Below are 19,621 nucleotides of genomic sequence, written 5' to 3'. Positions count from 1 at the left end.
CTTAGCTTCTATGGTGCTGATACACCTCTTCCAAGAGAACTTCAAACGTTCCGTTACTTCCATCCCTTATTTTTACAACCGTAGGTCTCCACTATTCAGGAGTGAGAACGCCTAGTTTAACAGTCAATTATACTGAGCGCCATTACATCATTTCATCTGTAAGGATGAATACCGAACTCCTAGCATTCTTCGCAGTATCCACTACCTCACCCTGCTTACATGGATTCGTCTACCTGACCATAGCTGTCTTTTAAAGAGCCCCGCCTCATTCTATGAGTACGACTTCACCTGACTTAATCCCTTTTGCTTATCAGAGCATCACTGGATCCAGGAGGATTAGGCACTTGCTTTAAGACTGTTTAGCTAGGATAGGAATTCCACCTATCAATTGGAAGTAACAGTTAGAAAAAATCCTCATGTCTACTTACTAAATCATAGAGTATAAACAACTAGATTTATAAAGTAAGGACATGAGGTATATTTTCAGCCTATTTCATCGAATTAACGATTAATAAAGCAACGTTTCGTTTATTTTTATTAAAGAGTTACATCAGTTGAAGCAGTTAAATCTACACCAGTACCAGTAGTTTTAACTAAATCAATAGCTTGAATTGTTTTACCAGCTAATGTAGCATCAGCAGTAAATTGGCTACCTGGAATAGTGATAGTTGCAACTGTACCACCAGTATAAACTGCAGTACCAGTATAAGCTTTTCCACCAATTGTTACGTTAACTGCTGTTTTAGTAGTGTCTAATGCAATATCAGATGTTACTGCAAATACTGCATCTGTTGCTGCTGCACCATTAGCAAGATTAGCTTGAGCATATGCTACTGCTGCGTTTGCTGCTTTAGCAGAATCAACTGATACGTTAACTAACGCACTCGCATTTGCATCAGCTTTTACTTTATCAACAACTTGTTGTAATGTCGTTGGTACAATAGCACCACCACTATCAGTTGGTAGGTTTACAGTTACATCTGTAGCTGTTACTTCAACAGTGAATGGTGTGTTATTTCCATTTGCTACTACAGCAAATTTAATGTTATTACCAGCAACACCAGCAGTTTTAGCATCTACTTTAATATCTCCAGCTGAAAGCGTTGCAGTTTTAGCAATTGCATTATCAGTTGTTAAAGTAGTTGATGTTAATTTAGCCTTAACAGGATCTACATTGTTAATAACTGAGCTTGAAATTTGAGTATCAACACCGTTAATTTCTTTGTAAACTCTAACAATATAGCTTTGGTTTGCAGCCCCTGGTGTAACTACTCCTAAATCAGTTGCTGTATATGCTTTAGAAACTAATGTTGTTTGTGTAGTTCCTACTTGAGCACCAGTATTAGAATTAAATAATTTTACTTTATAGAAATCTGTGTTTCCAGCAGGTAAAGTAACTTTAACTACTTCGTCAGTTGTTGCATCAACTGTAGTGTTTGTATAAGAAACCACGCCAGCTCCTGGATTTATAGTAGTACCACCAATTGTTGCAGTACCTTTAGATTTAGAAACTGCTACATTATAAGCTAGTTCGTCTTCGTTAACTACACCAGTTGCTGATTCGATTGTAAGTGTTGAAGAATTATTTTTGAAACCTTCTTGAGCAGATACTGCTTTAACAACCTTAAGAGTTTTAGCATTTACATATTCAACTTCGAATACTGCTGTTTTACTTAAGCCATCACTTACAGTAATAGTTCCAGTTAAATCTTCTTTAAATTTATCAGTAGAATCATAGTTCAAGAATGTGAAAGTTAATTCATCAGTTACTGATAAACCATTATCTCCATTATCCTTTAAAGAGATTCCTTTTGAAGCAAATGCACCTTCAGAGATTACTACAGATTTAGATGAATCTACGTTTGTAGCACTCCATGGTGTTGCACTATCTTGACCTGGTAGGAATTGGTAAGCAGTGAAAGTATTAGTTACATCTTGAGTTAAGTTTACTGCTCTAAGAGTCCAAGTACCATCAGAGTTTACTGTAGTTGTACCCATTAAATCATAACCGCGGTAAACTTTAACAGTATTTCCAGCTTGACCTTTACCACTTAAATCATAATTGAAACCATCAAAACGTACATCTGCTTTTGGATTTGTAAATGATACACCTTTAGATAAAGTTACATCTTTTACAATGTTCCAAGTTGATACGTTTGCAGCACTTGTTTTGTAATCAACTGATACATCATCACCCTCAGAAAGAGCTGCTTCGAATGCATCTTGTGTTACTTTTTGGTTACGGATAAAGAATTGGTCATTATTATCCCATTTGTATTTAAATCCTTCAGCAAAAACATAATCATTTGCAGCATCTACATGTAAATCAGAAATAGTTAAAGTATCAATAACGTTTGCATTTTGTAAACGGAAGAAATGAGTTACAGCTGCTACTTTAGTCTTTTTATCACCATCAAGTTTTTTGATAGTTGGTTGAACGTAAAGTACAGATGGAGTGTTTACTGAAGCATTAGTAGCTGCTGCAATTGTGAACACTAAGTTACCATTTGAATCAGTTACACCAGTCCACGTTCTTGCAGTGTTGTTTACAGAGTAAGCTTGACCGTTAACAGCTGTAATTACTGCGTCAGTATGGTCATTTGTTTTACCAGTTGCAGGAATTAGTGTATCTAAATCAATAGTAACAGCACCAACATATGCAGTACCATCAGTGTTTGTTAATTTAGCTTCGTAAGTACGAGACTCTGAAGATTCTTTGTAAGTTACATCAGTTTGGTTAACTGCAATACCTGAAGTATCTGCTACAGCAGCAGTTTTGAAAGTAACTGATTTACCTTGCCAAGTAACTGTGTACTCAGTGTTAGCTTTTTGAGTAGAAGTAGTTAAGATAACTGATTTTTTATCCTCAGATAATTTAGCAGATTGAACTGTTAAACCATTGATTTTAAATTGTCCAGCTTCTAAAGTAGTAAGGTTTTTGTCTAAAGTATAAGCTTTAGAGAATTTAACTGTTACTGTGTTTGCTCCGTCACCAGTAGCTGAGATAGCTTGTAATGGTAGAGAAGCTGCTACGTCTGCATAGCTTTTTTCTAATTGAGATTTGAAAGTGAATTTCGCATCTTTAAGAGTTAAGTTATAGTCAGCTTTTGCTAATTCAGCAGCTGCTTCTTCTAACTTGCTTTCTTTGATCAAAGCAGAAGCTTTGTCTAAGTGCATTTTAACAGTTACGTCATACTTAACTGCGTCAAGTGCAGATTCCATAGCTGGTTTAACAGCGTTACGGATTCCGTCACGAGTAGATTGTCCGTATACACGGTCTAATAATTTAGCTTGTTTTTTATATTCGAAAGATGCTGCATGGTAAGCAGTTTCTACTTTACCAAGGTCACCAGATGCAGTAGCTGCAGTTAGGTTGCTTGTTAAAGATTTAATTTTTTCACTTGAAGTGATTGCATCGATGTAAGCTGTAGCGCGTACGATTTGTACTTTAGCATCTACTAATTTAGCTTGAACAGCTAATTTTTCAGTAGCCGATAATTTATTAGCTGCTACCTCTGCTGCTGCAACTGCTTTTTTAGCTGCATTGAATTCGTTAAATGGACGAGTTTTGAAGTCTGCAGAACCTTCATATGAGATAGCCCATTTTAATACTGTACCTGCATTTTGTGCGTTTGTTGCTAATTGGTTTACATTTGTTGCTGCATCAGCTTGTTGAACTGGTGCTGCTGCAACGAATGCTGAAGCTGCTACTGCAGTTGAAGCTGCAATTTTGATAGCTTTTTTCTTCATAAACTTGTGATCTCCCTTCGCTTGTGTGTTGCATTTTTTGTAGTGTGTAAAAGCGGTCGCCTGATCGCGTCCATTATCATCACCCTAACAATATATGAGTATATCCAACTCTTATACTAAAATCAACCAATAAACTAGTAAGTTTACCAATTTTTTTAAAGAATGATGTTATGAAAGCACCAGTGACTACATTACACTTTCCATAATACAGTAATATTACCAATTATGCTAGTCTTTTTTAGAAAATTTTCTTAATACTCTTAAGCTTGATAGATTTATATGATTTTACTTTTATTAGGATAAGTCTGATTAAAAAAATTATTTTATATTTTTTAGAAAAAGGCGTGCATTTTTCCAAATATATGTTATGATGTACAGTATAGAAGGTTACTTATAGATGTGTAACGCCGTAAACTTGTTTGTACATTCATTAGTGTGCAGCCTTCTACTTCCTTCGTTTTATCGCTCAAGAAAAGAAGCATCTGAACTTCGGATGCTTCTTTTCTTATTTTATCTGGCTTATATAAATTGACATTCAAATTTGCATCGACTCTCCACTGGGTCGATGCTTTTTCATTGTCTTTTCCTTCTATATAATAGATACACATCTTCACTCTTTCTTCTTTTCTAGCAGTTCCAACCAAGAATTCTTATATTAGTATGGTATTTATATGACTCTAGCAACCTAGTCCGATTGAACTCATATATTACCTTATAAATCTAATGAAGAGCTATTTTTCATTGTAATATCTCTTTTTTGAATGTAAAACTCCTGTAAATAACTTGAAACACTAGTCTATTTCTAATAGGAACAATGATTTAGCTATATGGAAAGTTTCAAAGAGATTTCTCTATATTTATATAATGTTTTCCTTCCAAACTGCTAATTATTACAAGTGCCAGGCACCTAGTGTTATATTGAGTTTCTTCTATATAAAAGAAAAACCAATAGAGTTTGTTATAGTGGTTCAAGCTCGTTACGAATTTAGATTCCAACGGAAGGAAAAAAACAGTTTCGACTTGCCCGAAGTAGTAATTAAATCTTTGTTAAATGAAATATAAAAAGACCACTTTCATATAGAGAGTGGTCCCTGTTTTGTGAATAGCGGTTCGCTGAGCGCTTTAATTCAAGTTTATTTAGTTTAAGATTGTACGCAGTATGTCTACTGCTTGATCGATTTCTTCATGAGAAACGGTTAGGGGTGGCAGTAGGCGGATGACGTTTGGTCCTGCTCCTACTAATAGAAGTCCTGCCTTTTCAGCTTCGGTTATGTATGGTGCCGCTTCGTCTTCACAGACAAGTCCTAGTAATAAGCCGGCACCAACTACCTTATAGGATGGGAGTGCCTCGTTTAGTTTATGCACGAAGTATTCGGATTTTTTATTGACCTCGTCTAGAAAGTCTGGGACAAAGACATTTTCTAATACTGCCTGGGCAACTCTGACTGCAAGTGGATTGCCCCCGAATGTGGTACCGTGTGTTCCTGGACTGAATGTTTCTCCTAGTTCGCTTGTTCCTAGCATTGCTCCGATTGGAAAGCCACCGCCAAGTCCTTTAGCGAGTGTCATAATATCTGGCTTTAAGACGGTTTGCTCGTAGGCGTAGCGCGTACCAGTTCGGCCGATGCCGGTTTGTACCTCGTCGACAATTAGTAGGATGCCCTTGGATTCGCATATGCTAGAGATGGCTTCGGCAAACTCAGGCGTTACTTTGTTGACACCGCCTTCACCTTGGATAACCTCAAGAATGATGGCACCGACCTCGTCATCAATTACCGCTTCTAGCTTCTCTACATCATTGAAGGGAACAGTACGGAAGGTTTCCAGCACCGGGCCAAAGCCTTGTCGCACCTTTTCCTGACCAGTTGCAGACATTGCTCCGAATGTTCTCCCGTGGAAGGAGTTTTCGAAGGTGATGATGACGTGCTTGCCTGTGTGCTTTCGTGCAAGCTTTATCGCCGCTTCATTTGCCTCTGCTCCACTATTGCAGAAAAAAGCATGGGCGAAATGAGTTTCTTCTATTAGAATGTTTGCAAGCTGCTCCTGCTTTGGACTTTCGAATAAATTAGATGTATGCCATAGCTTTTCGCTTTGCTCTTGGAGTGCTTTTACAATGGCAGGATGCGCGTGCCCTAGACTGAGTACGGCGATACCGCTAGTGAAATCCAAGTAGCTTTTACCCTGTTCGTCCTTGACGATTGTGCCTTTTCCTTCTATTAAATGGATAGGTCGTCGGGCGTAGTTTGGAAATAAAGAACTCATGCGTAAACCTCCTGATGTACAATGGTTGTGCCGTGTAGTTGCTCATCTACAATTTTCACAGATGGGATCCCTTCCTTAAGGCAATCCATGGCTGCATTCACTTTTGGTATCATGCCACCATATATGTCTTCGGATTCGATCCACTCCTTGATAGAGGATGTTTGGACAACCTCTTGGATTTCTCCGTTTATCTTAATACCTGGTATGTCCGTTACTAGCAGCAGACATTCTGCTTTTATTGCCAGAGCTATTTTGCTTGCAACTGTGTCAGCGTTTATATTGAGCGGAGTGCTGTCAGGTAGGCAGCCGATACAGGAAATGACTGGTGTGATGCCGTTGACGAGTTGTATATCTAGGATGGCAGTGTTCACCTTTTTTATTTCCCCGACAAAACCGTAAACTCCCTTGTCTAAGAAGTCGCATTCCAATAAGTTACCGTCATATCCGCTCATGCCTAGTGCTGCAATTCCGTTTTGGTTTAACTGGAGCACTAGAGATGGATTGACTTTACCGACCAACGTACATTGTACGATATCAACCGCTTCCTCGGATGTTACACGGAAACCATTGATTGTTGTGGATGTTACTCCATGATCAGCTAGCGATTTGTTGATAGCCGGACCACCACCGTGGACAATAATTATTTCATTGCCCTCGGCTTGTAGCTTTTTAAAGTTTGCAAAGAATTCTTCGTTCAATCCCTCGAGCATACTGCCACCGAGCTTGATGACGATACGATTAGGAACGATAGGTTGCATTGATTTGGACGTAGTCATAAGTCAAATCACACCCCCATGCAGTTCCTTGGCCATTCCCTTGGTTGAGCTCTATTAAAAATTTTACTTCAGCCTGCTTCAAATACAGCATCGTCTCTTCCTCGGAAAATAAGACTGGCTCTCCGTTCTCTACCACCGGCGTTGGTCCAATAGAAATTTTAATGGCGTTCGAATCTATGGTTGCGCCGCTATAGCCGACCGCACATATAACCCTCCCCCAGTTTGCATCGCTACCAAATACAGCAGTTTTCACAAGCGGTGAGCCGACGACAGTCTTAGCAATTTTACGTGCCTCTTCATCGCTAAGAGCCCCTTGCACCTCAACTTCAATGAGCTTTGTTGCTCCTTCGCCGTCTTTTGCAATCATTTTAGCTAAATCCAATGAAACGGTATGGAGTGTTTGCACAAAGTTATCCCAGTCTGGATGTAATGGAGTCAACGGATTGTTTTCTGCTAAGCCATTTGCCATCACTACTACCATGTCATTCGTGGACGTATCGCCGTCCACCGTGATAGCATTGAAGGTCACATCAGTAATGGATTTTAATGCTGACTGCAAATGGTTTGATTCGATATTGGCATCAGTTGTTATGAAAGCGAACATTGTTGCCATGTTTGGCTCAATCATACCGGAGCCCTTGGCAGTTCCTGCGATAATGACTTCCTTGCCATCGATTATTGTTTTATAGGAAGTATCCTTAGTAACGGTGTCGGTTGTCATGATTGCTTGGGAAAAGTTGATGGCTCCTTCTAACTCGTCGGTTGGCTCAAGTTTTTTTATTCCCGATAGGACTGGCTCCATTTTCATCATTTCACCGATGACTCCTGTTGAGGCAACGCCGACTAATCCTGGCTCGATACCAAGCTTTTCTGCTGTTTTTTCCTGCATTGTATAGGCATCGATTAAGCCCTGCTTTCCTGTGCAGGAGTTCGCAATGCCAGAGCTCACGACTAGTGCCTGCATTTTCTGTGTGGTGTAGACAACTTCCTTCGTCACGACAAGCGGAGCCCCTTGAACTGCATTTGTGGAGAAAACCCCAGCAACGCTTGCGGGCACTTCACTTGTCAGTAGAGCTAAGTCTTTTTTCTTGTGCTTAACGCCGCAGTGGATGCCGGTCGCCTTAAAACCTTTTGGTGAAGCGATGTTTTTGTATGTAATACGCTTCATCGTCATCGTTTCCGTTAACATATGGTTTCCTCCTTTAAATGAATAATGGCACGAGCGAGAGGCCCGTTGTTTGTTTAAGATTGAATTGGACATTCATGTTTTGAACGGCCTGCCCTGCAGCACCTTTGACTAGGTTGTCGATAACCGAAACAATGGTTGCTCGGTTCGTACGCGGGTCTACCTTCACATGAATATCGCAATAGTTGGAGCCGTATACCTGGTTTGTGCCGAATTTATTGGTGTCTTTTATTATTCGGACAAATGGTTGGTTTGCGTATGTTTCCTGTAATGTGTTCACTAGATCCGCTTCTTTGACCCCCTCGTTTACTGGCGCATAGCTCGTTGCGAGAATTCCTCTTGTCATCGGAACAAGATGTGTCGTGAAGGTGATTGGCGTCGACTGTTTCGCAAACATTTGAATTGCCTGTTCGATTTCCGGTATATGCTGGTGCTCGTGCAGCTTGTATATTGCTGTATTTTCGTTTGTCTCACTGTAATGTGTCATCTGGCTCGGCTTGTTGCCCGCTCCAGAGATACCACTTTTAGCATCAATGACGAGATGTCTAGCGTCGATCAGGTTTTCTTTGATAAGCGGTAGCAAGGAAAGTAGGACGGCAGTTGGGTAGCATCCCGGGTTAGCAATGAGCTGTGCTTCGGCGATAGCAGGAGTATTCCATTCCGTTAAGCCATATACACTTTTTTCGACTGCATCAGCCGGAGCTGGAGCCTTTTTGTACCACTGCTCGTATGTCGGAAGGTCCTTCAGACGAAAGTCACCGGATAGGTCGATTAGTTTTGGCTTCGTTCCAATCAGTGCTGGCAATAGCTCAGAGGAAACCCCTGAGGGAGTGTTCGTGAACAATACATCATACTCTGCTAATCTATCAGTCTCGATTTTTAATAATGGCTGGTCGTAAATATTCATTAAAAATGAATATTTATGCGAAAATTGCATACCCTCTTCCGATGAAGAAAATAGATCAATACCTTGCACTTCAGGATGATTATGTAAAAGCCGTATTAACTCAAGTCCACCGTAGCCCGTAGCTCCTATAATTCCTACCTTCATATACCCACCTCTTACCATTTGTTAAAAATATTATAACTATGCATAATTATAAAGTCAACTGTATTTTTATTTGTTTTTGATGTATTTTATTATAAGTAGTTTATTACAGGTGCTTTATTACAGGTGCCTGGCACCTGTAATAAAGCGATGTAAAAAGAAAATCTGATCAAAGTAGCTGTTTGTACAGCTCCGATCAGATTTTCTTTGTTAGTTTTCGTTTTTTTGATGTTACAGGTGCCAGGCACCTGTAACATCACATCCACATTGAACTCATCTTATATTAAGACTGGGTTTAAGATTGTTTGTTCTTCCTTTTCTGTTTTTGTTTCCACTAGCCAGTTATAAGTTTGTTCTATTCCTTTTTCCATTCCATAGGATGGGCTCCAGTTAAGAGTTTTTCTCAACTTTTCGTTGCTAAGCTTGGATTTATAAATGTCTCCCTGTTTGGCTGGTGAATAGGTGACTTGAAGATTTCCGTGTATATTTGCCATTAGTTTTATGAGATTCTTTAAATTACACTCACTTTGAGTGGAGAGATTATAAACTCCAGTTAAGTTAGTATAGGAAGCTTTATATATAGCATCTGCTACATCTGCTACATAGATAAAATCTCTAGTTTGTTCCCCATCACCAAATACTTCTAGAGGTTTTCCTTTTAAAAGCCTGTCTAAAAATATAGATACTACTCCGCCCTCTCCTTCATTACTTTGGCGTGGTCCATACACATTTGAAAATCGAAGTACGACACTCTCTAACCCGTATAGCTCCTTCCATTTTTGACAATAGGACTCCCCAATCCATTTGCTTATGCCATACGGAGAGATAGGACTACATGGGATGTCTTCTGTTAGAGGAATTTTCTCGTTCATACCATAAACTGCTGCAGAGGAGGCAAAAATAAACTTCTTGACGTTATACTTTTGCGATAAAGAAAGCATATTCACTAGACCTACTGTATTAATCTCTGTATCTAGCCTTGGATTTATTATAGATTTGGCTACGCTAACTTGGGCCGCTAAATGAACGACTATATCAAAGTTATACGCTTGGAAAACTTGTTCACAACAAGAATCTATCACCGATACTCGGTAATGCTCATGCTTAAACGTAACATTTTCTTTTTTTCCAGAGGACAAATTATCAATAATGAACACTTCATGGCCCTCATTAAAAAACCTTTCCGCTACATGTGATCCAATAAAACCATAGCCCCCTGTTATGAGCACTTTCATCCCAGTTCTCCTCATGTGTATTATTCCCCCCCAAACATATTTTTGATGAAAGTATTTTTCTATTATTGCCGTTGTTATAATTACATACTTTTTAACAGTCGCTCCTTTCATGTAAGAAAATTTTTAGATTTCTTTCTCTAATATCTTTCAAAAATAGCACTTTATTAGTAAAATACGGACTTTTGTCCACGGGTGATTGGTGCGGCAGGTGGCGACTCCAGTGGGATAAGTGAGAAAGATAAGACATCACAAACGCTCGCTTTAGCGACGGTGATGGCTTATCGCTCACCCCACGGAAAGCGTCCGCCGAAAGCGGAAATCAATTATATTTTACTGAGCCTTTAGATATCATTATTCTCTTCTCGATTGTTCGTGTTTCTTTATGTTTCTTTATAGTAATAAGAATAATAAAATTAACTCAAATATATTTTGTTAAACATAAATTTGTATCTCTTTCTAACGAAAAAGTTTGAATTATATACTCTTGCACTTAATTCAATCTCAAAATATGATGTTCATGAAAAATATCCTATATCGTTTGGACTAGAATTAATATATGTTCAAATTCAAAGTATATTACCTTTTTAGGAAAATTATTTTTATTAACCTTTAAAATAATGGCCAAATCCAAAATCTTTCCAATAAAAATCTCCTTGAACATAATGTTCTTATGTTCAAGGAGAATATAGTTCAAGCCTATTCTATTTTTGCCAAACCATCATGGATATATATGAAAAACATCTTATTATTATCACAAAACGATTATTACAGGTGCCAGGCACCTGTAATAATTAATCAAGGTCATAAAAAGAGAAGAAGACCCAGAAAAGTTTCTGGGTCTTCTTCTTTATCTATGCTCATGTTGTTGTTTGTTCGCATTATTATCTTTTTGGTTACCATGATGGTTGTCTTTATTATTGTTACCTTTATTACCATCATTGCCGTCTGGCTTGTTATTTTGCGAATTATTATTTCGGTTGTTCTGATCCTTGCCTCTTGGCTGATCATGTTTATTAGACTGGGGTTGTTCATGTTTGTTTTGATATTCTTGCTTTTCTTTTGACTGGTTAGGGTTCGGTTTGTTTTCGGGATTATGAGATTTATTTTTTTGTTCTTTTACATCTTTGTTCGGTTGTTCCTTTTTCTCCTTCTCCCGCTTGTCAGTGGCAGCTGGAGCATGAGATGGAACGACTGGTTTTTCGACTGAGTTATTTGGTTGCTCTACACTTGTGTTATTTGGTTTATCTACACTGGTGTTGCTTTGTTGTTCTTTGCCGGTTTTGTTTTCTTTCACTGGCTTTTGTTCTTTTTGTTTGTACTTTTGAATGGAGGTTTTTTCTTCGTTCGCTCTTTTACGTTCCTCTGCAGAGCTTTCCTTCACATTCACTTTTTGCTCTGTTTGTACAGCCTGTACTTCCTTCACCGCTTGTTCTACCTGAGATTTCACTTCTGGGTTAGCATCTTTCTCATAAACTGTGGTGATTACAAGTTCATCCTGTTTGGCTCCTACATGCTTCACTGCGTGGACTAAGACAGCAGCTAGCGTTAGATCCTCCCACTCTGTAACATCAAGGGGGGCGTCTTCATCTAAGGAACGGAGAGAAAATACATCCCCTTCCTCATCTACACCGATTTCGACAGCCCTTTCCCCTTCAAGTTGTACATACGCATAAGCACTGTTTTGCTGAGGAATCAATGATGCGACAAAGAAAATGAGAACAACTGCCGCTACAAGCACTGGTGCTAGAATCTTTGGCTTTATTTGTGTCAGTAAAAATGGAGCACCTGCTTCTAGCACTTGAAATTCTACCTCGGCACCAATCACTGGGTCATCAACCAATGGGGTACCGCGCAGAAATTCGCCTTCGCCTGTTAGAAAGACGTAGTAGGCGTCTTTCTTTTCGCAGACAACGCCTCTATACGTGCGCATCATATGATTTCTCCTTTCACATAATCTTTTATATAAACGAAGTCACTGTTAAGCAACAATATTACAGCAATCATATATTTGCGATGCCGTTCTAATGTTTTGCGTGATACATCAACCAGTGCTTCGATATCTTTGAGCGGAAGCCGTTTGTGCTTGATAAAGGATTGATAGAGTTCCTCTGATTCGGAGATGATCTGTGCCACTAAAAAGGCAGTCTTCCTTGCATCCTTATGCTTTGGTGCAGCCACGGTTAATTCATTAAATGATAAATTATACTCCGCAAGCAGCTCTCCGTATCGAATTAGTTCCTCTCTCCTAGCCTCCGTCAATTGTTCTTCCGTATATGATTCAATCGATTGCTCATTCCATATAAAATGTTGCTCGTCTACGCTTTCATCAGATGCCCCAGTATGGAGTAAGAGCACCTTTTCCTTACGGGCAGCTTCTTTTCGAATAAAGTCAACGAGTCGCCTTTTAATGATTAGATGAGCAAGTGTTTGTAGTGATGCATTTTCTTTTGGATTGAAAGCAAGTAATGCTTCATGAAAGCCATTAAGCGCGATACTATATTCTTCATCCTGCTCATCGATTGGCCGCTTACAAATATAAGCTGCAGTCTTCTTTATAAAAGAGGTATTGGCTAAAAGGAGGTCATTAATTGCCTCCTCTTCGCCAGCTAATGTCCCTGAACCTAGCTTTCTTTTATTCTGTTTTGTTTTGAATAGGCCCTGAATAATCGACAAAAGCATACATACCCTCCGTTCTCATAAGCTCCGTATAAACTTGTATTGTAGCTGTCTATTCGGGAAATGAAAAGCGGTATTATGAAATATGATTAATTTCTATCATTTTTGTCGTTGTGTTGGTTGTTGTTATTATCATGTTTATTGTGCTTGTCATGGTTATTATTTTGGTTGTGATTTGGGCCATGATTATGTTGTTTGTCGTCTTTCCCATGTGGATGCTTATGTTGCTTTTCTGCTTTTTTATCAGCCACTTTTTGTTCCTGTAGTGCTTTTTTTGCTGCAATTTCTGCTGCTTTTGCTTTTTTCGCTGCTTCTATTTCTGCTTGCTTTGCTGCTTTTTCAGCTTCGCGTTTTGCTTCTTTTGCAGCTTTTTCTGCAGCTCTTTTTGCCTCAGCTTCTGCTTTTGCTGCTTCCTTAGCTGCTTTTTCTTCTGCTTTTTTCTTTTCTAGCTCAGCTTTTTTCTTTTCTTTTTCTGCTTTGTCCTGTTCCTTGTCTTTGTTAGGTTTATCGTTTACTGGAGGGACAATGACAGGTTTGTCTTCTTTAGGCTCTTCTTGTTTATTTAAATAATTTTGAAGCTCAGTAATCACTGCTTTAACTTGTGTGATAATTGCCGCTTTTGTGTCTGCACTAGGAGCTTGCTGATAAGTTTTGAACAACACGATTAATCGATCGATTGCAGCCGTAAGCTCTGGTGCTTTCTCTTTATAGATATTTTTTTGAGTAGTTTCATACTCTGCAATAACTCGATTAATCACGTTTAAAATTGCTGCTTTTGCTTCTGTGCTGTCAGCATTTTCGTAAGCCTTCATCAATCCAACTAGCTTTTCCGTCGACACTTCCACTGGAATATCCAAATTTGTTGCTGGTGTTGCAGTAGGAGTTGTTTTTGTTGATTCTGCGACAGCTTTTGTTGTTTCTGGTGTTGTCGTTGTTTGAGTTGTTTCTGTTGATACCTGTTTGTTTTTGTATACATCATTGATGCTGACCGTGTCATAATTTCCACTAGCCCACGCATAACCTGCCCCTGATACTGTCAAAGTAGCTACTAATACAGCTACTCCAGTCTTCTTCCATTTCTGCATTTGATCACCTCGAATAGAATTTGCCCAGCGTTTCTTATGCGGACACCTAGTTATTCGAACCATGAGCAATTTTTATGGGGGTCGCTTTTAAAACTTTTTAAACTTTTTTTGTTTTGTTACAGGTGCCTGGCACTTGTAATATTGTTACTACTACATTACGGGTGCCAGGCACCTGACATAAAGCTGAAATCAAAAAAGTAGCTACCCTCAGGTAGCTACTTTTTTGGTTTTATGCTTTTTCCATAGATCTTCTGCTGCTCCTGAGCCGAGGATTACTCCGGCTATGATGAATATTAGACTAGCAAGGTGATTCCACCCTAGTACTTCTCCTAAGAAAATGACAGAGAAGATTAGGGAGAATACAGTGTTCAGGTTCATAAAAATGGCGGATTTGGTTGCTCCTGCTTTGCCGACTGCATAATTGTATAGCATATGACCGATTGCTGTACTGAAAATTGCAGAGGCGAAGAAAATTGCCCAAAACTTTAAATCCATTTCTGCAAATTGAGTGATCGCTTTCGGCTCTTGGATAAAGCTAATTATGATTAGAATTAGCGAACCAATTACTAGCATATATGCTGTCAGCAGTCTAGGATCCAATGTTCTAGCGGCCTTACTGATGACCATATAACTCATTACCTGCGCGATTATAGCAAGAAAAACAAAGAAATCCCCTAGACCGGAACTACCAATATCACTGCCCCCAGCCACTGAGAGACTTACTCCGATTGTCCCAAAAATAACTCCAAGCCATTGTATTTTAGAAGGAAAGTATCTTAGGATAAATGCCCCCGCTATAGCTGTTAGCATTGGTCCTGTCCCAAGAATCAATCCACCGTGCGTGCCACTTGTAATAGATAGCCCCATGTTTAAAAAATAATGATGACCCACTACGTTCGTCAGTGACCCAATCGCTATATACTTCCATTCCTGCTTAGACGGCTTTCGGATTAATTTCATTTTCCACAAAATTAGAAATACTGTTATACCAGCTGTCAAAATACGGAAGGCAGTGAGGGTTACCGGTGAAACCTCTGCTATTAAATACTTTAGCATTGGTAGATTAACTCCCCATATTAACATTACAAATACGAGCATACCGTATATTTTCCACTGGTTCATATAGTTATTCGCCTTGCTTTCATTTAGGTTAAACCTTAGTATATCGAAATAATGGTAATATGTTAAGAGAATCATCCTGTATGTATTCGGGTTTTCGCCAGCCGACACAAAATAAGAAAAGACATAACTATATAACAAATATGTTATGCACTTTCTATTATCTATTCATTTGTTAATGACTACATCTGCAATAAGCTTTGGTAAGTGTTTTTAACACCTAATTTTCCCGCTTCCCATATCTTTTTATCGTTCTTCCATATTAAACATCGCTATCAAAATCATAATCATCTAGCTGACTTTTATAAAATTCGTGACAGTTCTCTTCAGTTGGCAACACTCCACCTTCATCAGGAAGAAGGACTCTTAACACATCCCGTCCCATTTCTCTATACTGTTTAAATTCCACTCTATAGCCCTCTATGATGTCGGAGTATTTTTTGTTTTCCTCAAATATTTTCCCATTTCGGATGTCCTCTACTAAATTGAAGAAAATACCATTCGCAACTTCTGGGTCAATATTAAGCACTATTTGAAAATCAATATGATTAAAATTCTCTTTCACTCCATGAGTATGATAATTAGAGTGAATTTGGTCATATTCTTCAGCGTAAATAATATCCATATACCAGCCGTATTCTTCTATCATTTGCTTTTCCCATTTCTCATTTTCCAAGTGATTTCCTCCAAATCTTTATTCAGCTAAGCATTGCTTACATATTTTCTAGTAAATACGCAACTTTCTTTAAAACGTGTAATTCTTTATAAGTATTTTATAAGACGAATAAAGCACACAAGATGTTCGAGCTTTCTTTTTAGTTAAGTGTGTTTCATGAACACGATGCGAAAGCGACTGTTGTAATGACTTAACGCTCCACCCATGGAAAGCGTAGAATTGAAAATATATTCCTTATTACAATTGACCGCCCTTGTTTTCCTATTTCGAGCTACCATCCTTAAAACACTGTAAAATACAAAAAAGAGAATATATGCCCTAATGAACATAATATCCTCTTAATTATTTAGTAGACTGTCTATATAGTTATTTGTACGTTAGGTATTTAAGGTAATCTTTCCAGCTTACTGCTTTTATGCTGTTCCAGGATGGTGCTTCTAATGGAAATGGTAAGAATGCTGGTGCCTTATCTGTTTTTGTATCCTTTTCTAGGACAATCATTCCACTTTCAAGTCCCGAAAGGATAGCACAGTTATCTAGATAGAAGGGTATGGTTACTGCTGTTCGGGCAATTTTTCCTTCTTCAGTTAATATGTAAAGCTCTGCTTTTTCCTTTGAAGGGTTTAACAGCCAATCGGATTTTATTTTTACTGCATTGTCTGTTTGAGCAGTTGTAATAACGGAGTTCATATTTGCAGCGAATGGCAAATTTACTGGCTCCCCGGTTGGTTGGATCATGACCCCATATAATGGCTCCTCAGCTTTTGAGTCGAATTGCTTGTAGGCAGACAGCCATGGCGAACTGTTAGTCGGGACTTGATTTTTCGTTATAATGCCACCTTCTACCACAGTTTCACTATGTGAGGAGTAGTTTCGAACTGGCTGATCCTTTTCTAACTCATGCCATTCCTTTTCAGGAACGAAGGTAAGTAGCGACTTTTCCTGTGAATAGATGTCTATTTTGTATTTACCGTCTAGATTTTCAACAGATGCAATGGTTCCTGCAATTGGGCTAAGGACTGAGACTGCTCCTGTCTCCTGACTGAGCTGTGCGTTAATGATTTGCATTTGGCGCTCTATATCAGCTAGCTTTTGCTCTGCTGCTGCAATAGCTTGGGCATAGCTTCCGTCTTGTTTAAGCTGAACATCCACTTGCACATTCACATCTGTGACGTCGTTGCCTTCATTGCTAGTAGTTGTGTCTGTATCAGAGTAACTGCCCTGGGAGCTAGATTTCTCCGACTCAAGGTTTCCAATAATTTGTTGCAGCTGGCTTTGCTCCTGCATATAAGCCTGTATTTCTGTTTCCCAAATCGCTCGTTGCTCTTCAGCGGAGTCTTGCTTTAATTGTGCAAGCTCCGAATCTGCTGCTATTTCTTCTCCTTCTTTTACCATGATGTTACTTACTTGTTCAGCATCGACTGTCACCGTTATTTCATCTGTAGGTACAACAACGGATTCTTTCTCTAATTCTTTCGCATATGTATTCGTGTTCACTCTCTCGTGATCCTTTAAATAATACGATCTCGCAATTTCACTCTTATCCGAGAACAGCAGAATTGCATTAGCCGCAACAAAGGTAGATACAATGATAGAAATTCCGATTACTAGCCACTTGTTCATGCTGCTTGCCCCCCTTCTATCCATTTTTCAATAGGAAGGATCTCGAATCCTGCTACTAGCAACGCCAGCACTACCGGGATTGCTATTAAAATAATTATTAGATTACGACCCGACAAGTCTGTGTAGATACGTAGAAACTGATATTGAAGAGCAACAATTAACCCCGTAACTAGGCTTAATTCATTAAAAAAGTATATAAAAAACTTATTGCTTAAAAATAAGGCTGCCATCGGACCAAATGATAGGACCGAAAAGTCTGTTGTATATCCAACTAATGAATATAAAATAAAAACAAATGCTTTTTCCATTAACAGCAGACTCACTACAAAAAGCTGTAATACAGCAATCTTTGCTAAGTCCACGTTCGTTAGTTTATGAAGTATGTATGAAATCCCGAAAAAATAAAATGCGATATAAATAAGCGACCAAAGAATAGCTCCTATAAGGGAAACGATTCTAGCAATCACATATGTTTCTCCAAATCCTTTTGCAAATAGGGAGGTAAGTCCTTCTGTATGCATTCCCCAAACGTCTCGAAGTGCAAACAGAAGCACCCCGCATAATACAACGAACCATACGCGTCCTTTAAAGTCGCGCATGGTCGAATCCTTTAATGACATTGCTAATTCTTGTTGATGAAAAAGATATTTCCAAAATCTAAATTCAAAAAACACTAGGTGTTCCCCCTTTATGGTTGAACAGTCACCTCGACATATGCACCTTTTTCCATCTTAGTGTCTTTGTTTGACTGGAAGGTTGGGTGGATGAGTAGGAGGTATGCTGCTCCTCTTTCTAATGCTGCTTTTGGTATGACTTTTAATTGTTTTGCTGACTTTTGCTCTATTGTGACTGGAGTTCCCTCTGTCTCACCCAATTTAATCAATTCAACTCTCTCTTTGTCATTCAGTTGAATCGTTTTAGAAAATGTAATAGTAAATTGTTTATTGGTCATCACGTTTTTTATGGCCGGCATTTTCTTATATGTTTGATAATTTTCAAGAATTGCGTCTAAATGTGCTTTTTCTAGCTCCATACCTTCTTCAGTAACTACTTGAGGCTTCACTCCGGTTTTATTCACAGAGCTGCCTTTAGGACCTGCAAACTCCGCGATTGTCAGCTTCAAATAGGAGCCGTCTGTTAACGGATAGAACGATTGCATGGAGCCTTTCCCATAAGTCTTTTGACCATAAAGCTTGGCAGACTTCTGGTCCAAGAGCGCTGCTGCAGTCATTTCAGATGCGCTCGCGCTATATCCATTCACAAGCACCTTTGTATCCTTTGGAAACAATGCCTTTTGCGGAATAGATTCAACAAGACCAACCTGATTTTTCATCATAAGCATATACGCGTATGGACTGTTCGGAAATAAACCAATTAGCTCCTCTGCGGTTTTAACAAAACCTCCGCCATTGTTACGAAGGTCTAAAATATAGGAGGTTGCACCTTTCCTCGCTAGCTCCTCCTTTGCCGAAATTACCAGGGAGGCACCATCCTCAGAAAAGGAATTGACACCAATATAACCTACACCCTCATTTAAAAGCTTGTGTGTAACTACCGGGACACTAAAGTTTTTTCTCGTTAATATGTATGTTTTCTTTTGGCCCGTTGATTTCAAAACTTCTATGTTAACCTTTGTATCAGCCTTTCCAGTGATCAGGGTAGAAGCCTGCTGCACAGACATTTTCTCAGTCGATGTCCCGTCTATAGATATAATAATATCTCCTGATTCAATTCCAGCTTCCATTGCTGCAGTTCCTTCAAATGTGCTCACTACTTGGATACCCATCTCGTGTTCTTCTATAACAACCCCAATACCTGTTGTTGTATTATTAATAGAGTCTGTATATCTCTTAAACTCTTCCTTTGTAAAATAGGTTGAGTAAGGGTCGAGCTGCTCGATGATAGCATCAATAGAGCTTAGTTCCATTAAATTGGTTGGAAGCTCCCCTTTATAATTTTCTTCTATTACTTGCCTGACCTCATCAATAGGGGCAGCCAATGTTAAAATAGGAGCAAACAGCAGTCCTATTATTAATAAAAATGTAGTTAATGCAGAGACTTTCTTCATAACTAATTCCCACTTCCCATATGCTATAAACCTATCTTAACTTAAAAAAATATGAAATGCTAAAAAGTTTATATATTTGGCAATATAAAAATTCAATTTTATTACAACATAAATGCA

15 protein-coding genes are annotated in these 19,621 nt (G+C 38.8%); all 15 read right to left on the bottom strand.

The window, feature by feature from the left end:
• Positions 1 to 537: 537 nt before the first annotated feature.
• The 15 genes from MKY94_RS03865 to MKY94_RS03795 all read right to left on the bottom strand — a co-directional run bounded on the left by MKY94_RS03865 (position 538) and on the right by MKY94_RS03795 (position 19,504).
• The gene (locus MKY94_RS03865) at positions 538 to 3,750 is read right to left on the bottom strand and encodes a hypothetical protein (RefSeq protein WP_342578042.1); all 3,213 of its coding nucleotides are present in this window, start codon (positions 3,748 to 3,750) and stop codon (positions 538 to 540) included.
• A gap of 365 nt (positions 3,751 to 4,115) precedes the next feature.
• Positions 4,116 to 4,364, bottom strand: a complete 249-nt coding sequence (locus tag MKY94_RS03860) for a hypothetical protein (RefSeq protein WP_342578040.1) — start codon at positions 4,362 to 4,364, stop codon at positions 4,116 to 4,118.
• A gap of 523 nt (positions 4,365 to 4,887) precedes the next feature.
• Positions 4,888 to 6,012 (bottom strand): acetylornithine transaminase, encoded by a 1,125-nt coding sequence (locus tag MKY94_RS03855; protein ID WP_342578038.1) that lies wholly within the window; start codon positions 6,010 to 6,012, stop codon positions 4,888 to 4,890.
• Positions 6,009 to 6,770, bottom strand: coding sequence for an acetylglutamate kinase (gene argB, locus MKY94_RS03850; protein WP_342578036.1), 762 nt, complete (start codon positions 6,768 to 6,770; stop codon positions 6,009 to 6,011). Before argB ends, MKY94_RS03855 begins: the two co-directional genes overlap by 4 nt.
• Positions 6,751 to 7,977 (bottom strand): bifunctional glutamate N-acetyltransferase/amino-acid acetyltransferase ArgJ, encoded by a 1,227-nt coding sequence (gene argJ, locus MKY94_RS03845; RefSeq protein ID WP_342578034.1) that lies wholly within the window; start codon positions 7,975 to 7,977, stop codon positions 6,751 to 6,753. The genes argB and argJ overlap by 20 nt, the downstream gene beginning before the upstream one ends.
• A gap of 13 nt (positions 7,978 to 7,990) precedes the next feature.
• Positions 7,991 to 9,025 carry an N-acetyl-gamma-glutamyl-phosphate reductase gene (gene argC, locus MKY94_RS03840; protein ID WP_342578032.1) on the bottom strand — a complete coding sequence of 345 codons (1,035 nt, stop codon included), beginning with the start codon at positions 9,023 to 9,025 and terminating at the stop codon, positions 7,991 to 7,993.
• 275 nt (positions 9,026 to 9,300) lie between these two features.
• Positions 9,301 to 10,257 (bottom strand): NAD-dependent epimerase/dehydratase family protein, encoded by a 957-nt coding sequence (locus tag MKY94_RS03835; RefSeq protein ID WP_342578030.1) that lies wholly within the window; start codon positions 10,255 to 10,257, stop codon positions 9,301 to 9,303.
• Between the two features lie 847 nt (positions 10,258 to 11,104).
• The gene (locus tag MKY94_RS03830) at positions 11,105 to 12,190 is read right to left on the bottom strand and encodes a hypothetical protein (protein ID WP_342578029.1); all 1,086 of its coding nucleotides are present in this window, start codon (positions 12,188 to 12,190) and stop codon (positions 11,105 to 11,107) included.
• Entirely contained in the window at positions 12,187 to 12,930 is a 744-nt protein-coding gene (gene sigI, locus MKY94_RS03825; RefSeq protein ID WP_186318247.1) for an RNA polymerase sigma-I factor, read from the bottom strand. Before sigI ends, MKY94_RS03830 begins: the two co-directional genes overlap by 4 nt.
• A 92-nt stretch (positions 12,931 to 13,022) precedes the next feature.
• Complete coding sequence (locus tag MKY94_RS03820) at positions 13,023 to 14,018, bottom strand: hypothetical protein (protein ID WP_340844160.1); 996 nt, start codon at positions 14,016 to 14,018, stop codon at positions 13,023 to 13,025.
• A gap of 207 nt (positions 14,019 to 14,225) precedes the next feature.
• Entirely contained in the window at positions 14,226 to 15,140 is a 915-nt protein-coding gene (locus MKY94_RS03815) for a DMT family transporter (protein WP_342578028.1), read from the bottom strand.
• Positions 15,141 to 15,399: 259 nt separating this feature from the next.
• A complete protein-coding gene (locus tag MKY94_RS03810; protein WP_342578027.1) occupies positions 15,400 to 15,813 on the bottom strand; it encodes a DUF4262 domain-containing protein in 414 nt (137 codons plus the stop codon).
• Positions 15,814 to 16,179: 366 nt separating this feature from the next.
• Entirely contained in the window at positions 16,180 to 17,436 is a 1,257-nt protein-coding gene (locus MKY94_RS03805) for a hypothetical protein (protein WP_340844159.1), read from the bottom strand.
• Positions 17,433 to 18,110: a hypothetical protein gene (locus tag MKY94_RS03800; RefSeq protein ID WP_144540459.1), complete on the bottom strand. Its 678-nt coding sequence runs from the start codon at positions 18,108 to 18,110 to the stop codon at positions 17,433 to 17,435. Before MKY94_RS03800 ends, MKY94_RS03805 begins: the two co-directional genes overlap by 4 nt.
• Positions 18,111 to 18,124: 14 nt before the next feature.
• Positions 18,125 to 19,504: a S41 family peptidase gene (locus tag MKY94_RS03795; protein ID WP_342578026.1), complete on the bottom strand. Its 1,380-nt coding sequence runs from the start codon at positions 19,502 to 19,504 to the stop codon at positions 18,125 to 18,127.
• Between the last annotated feature and the right edge of the window lie 117 nt (positions 19,505 to 19,621).

Source organism: Psychrobacillus sp. FSL K6-2843 (assembly GCF_038626375.1).
Classification (GTDB): domain Bacteria; phylum Bacillota; class Bacilli; order Bacillales_A; family Planococcaceae; genus Psychrobacillus; species Psychrobacillus faecigallinarum.
Note: the sequence above shows the minus strand (reverse complement) of the source record. Positions and strands in the feature narration are given on the sequence as shown.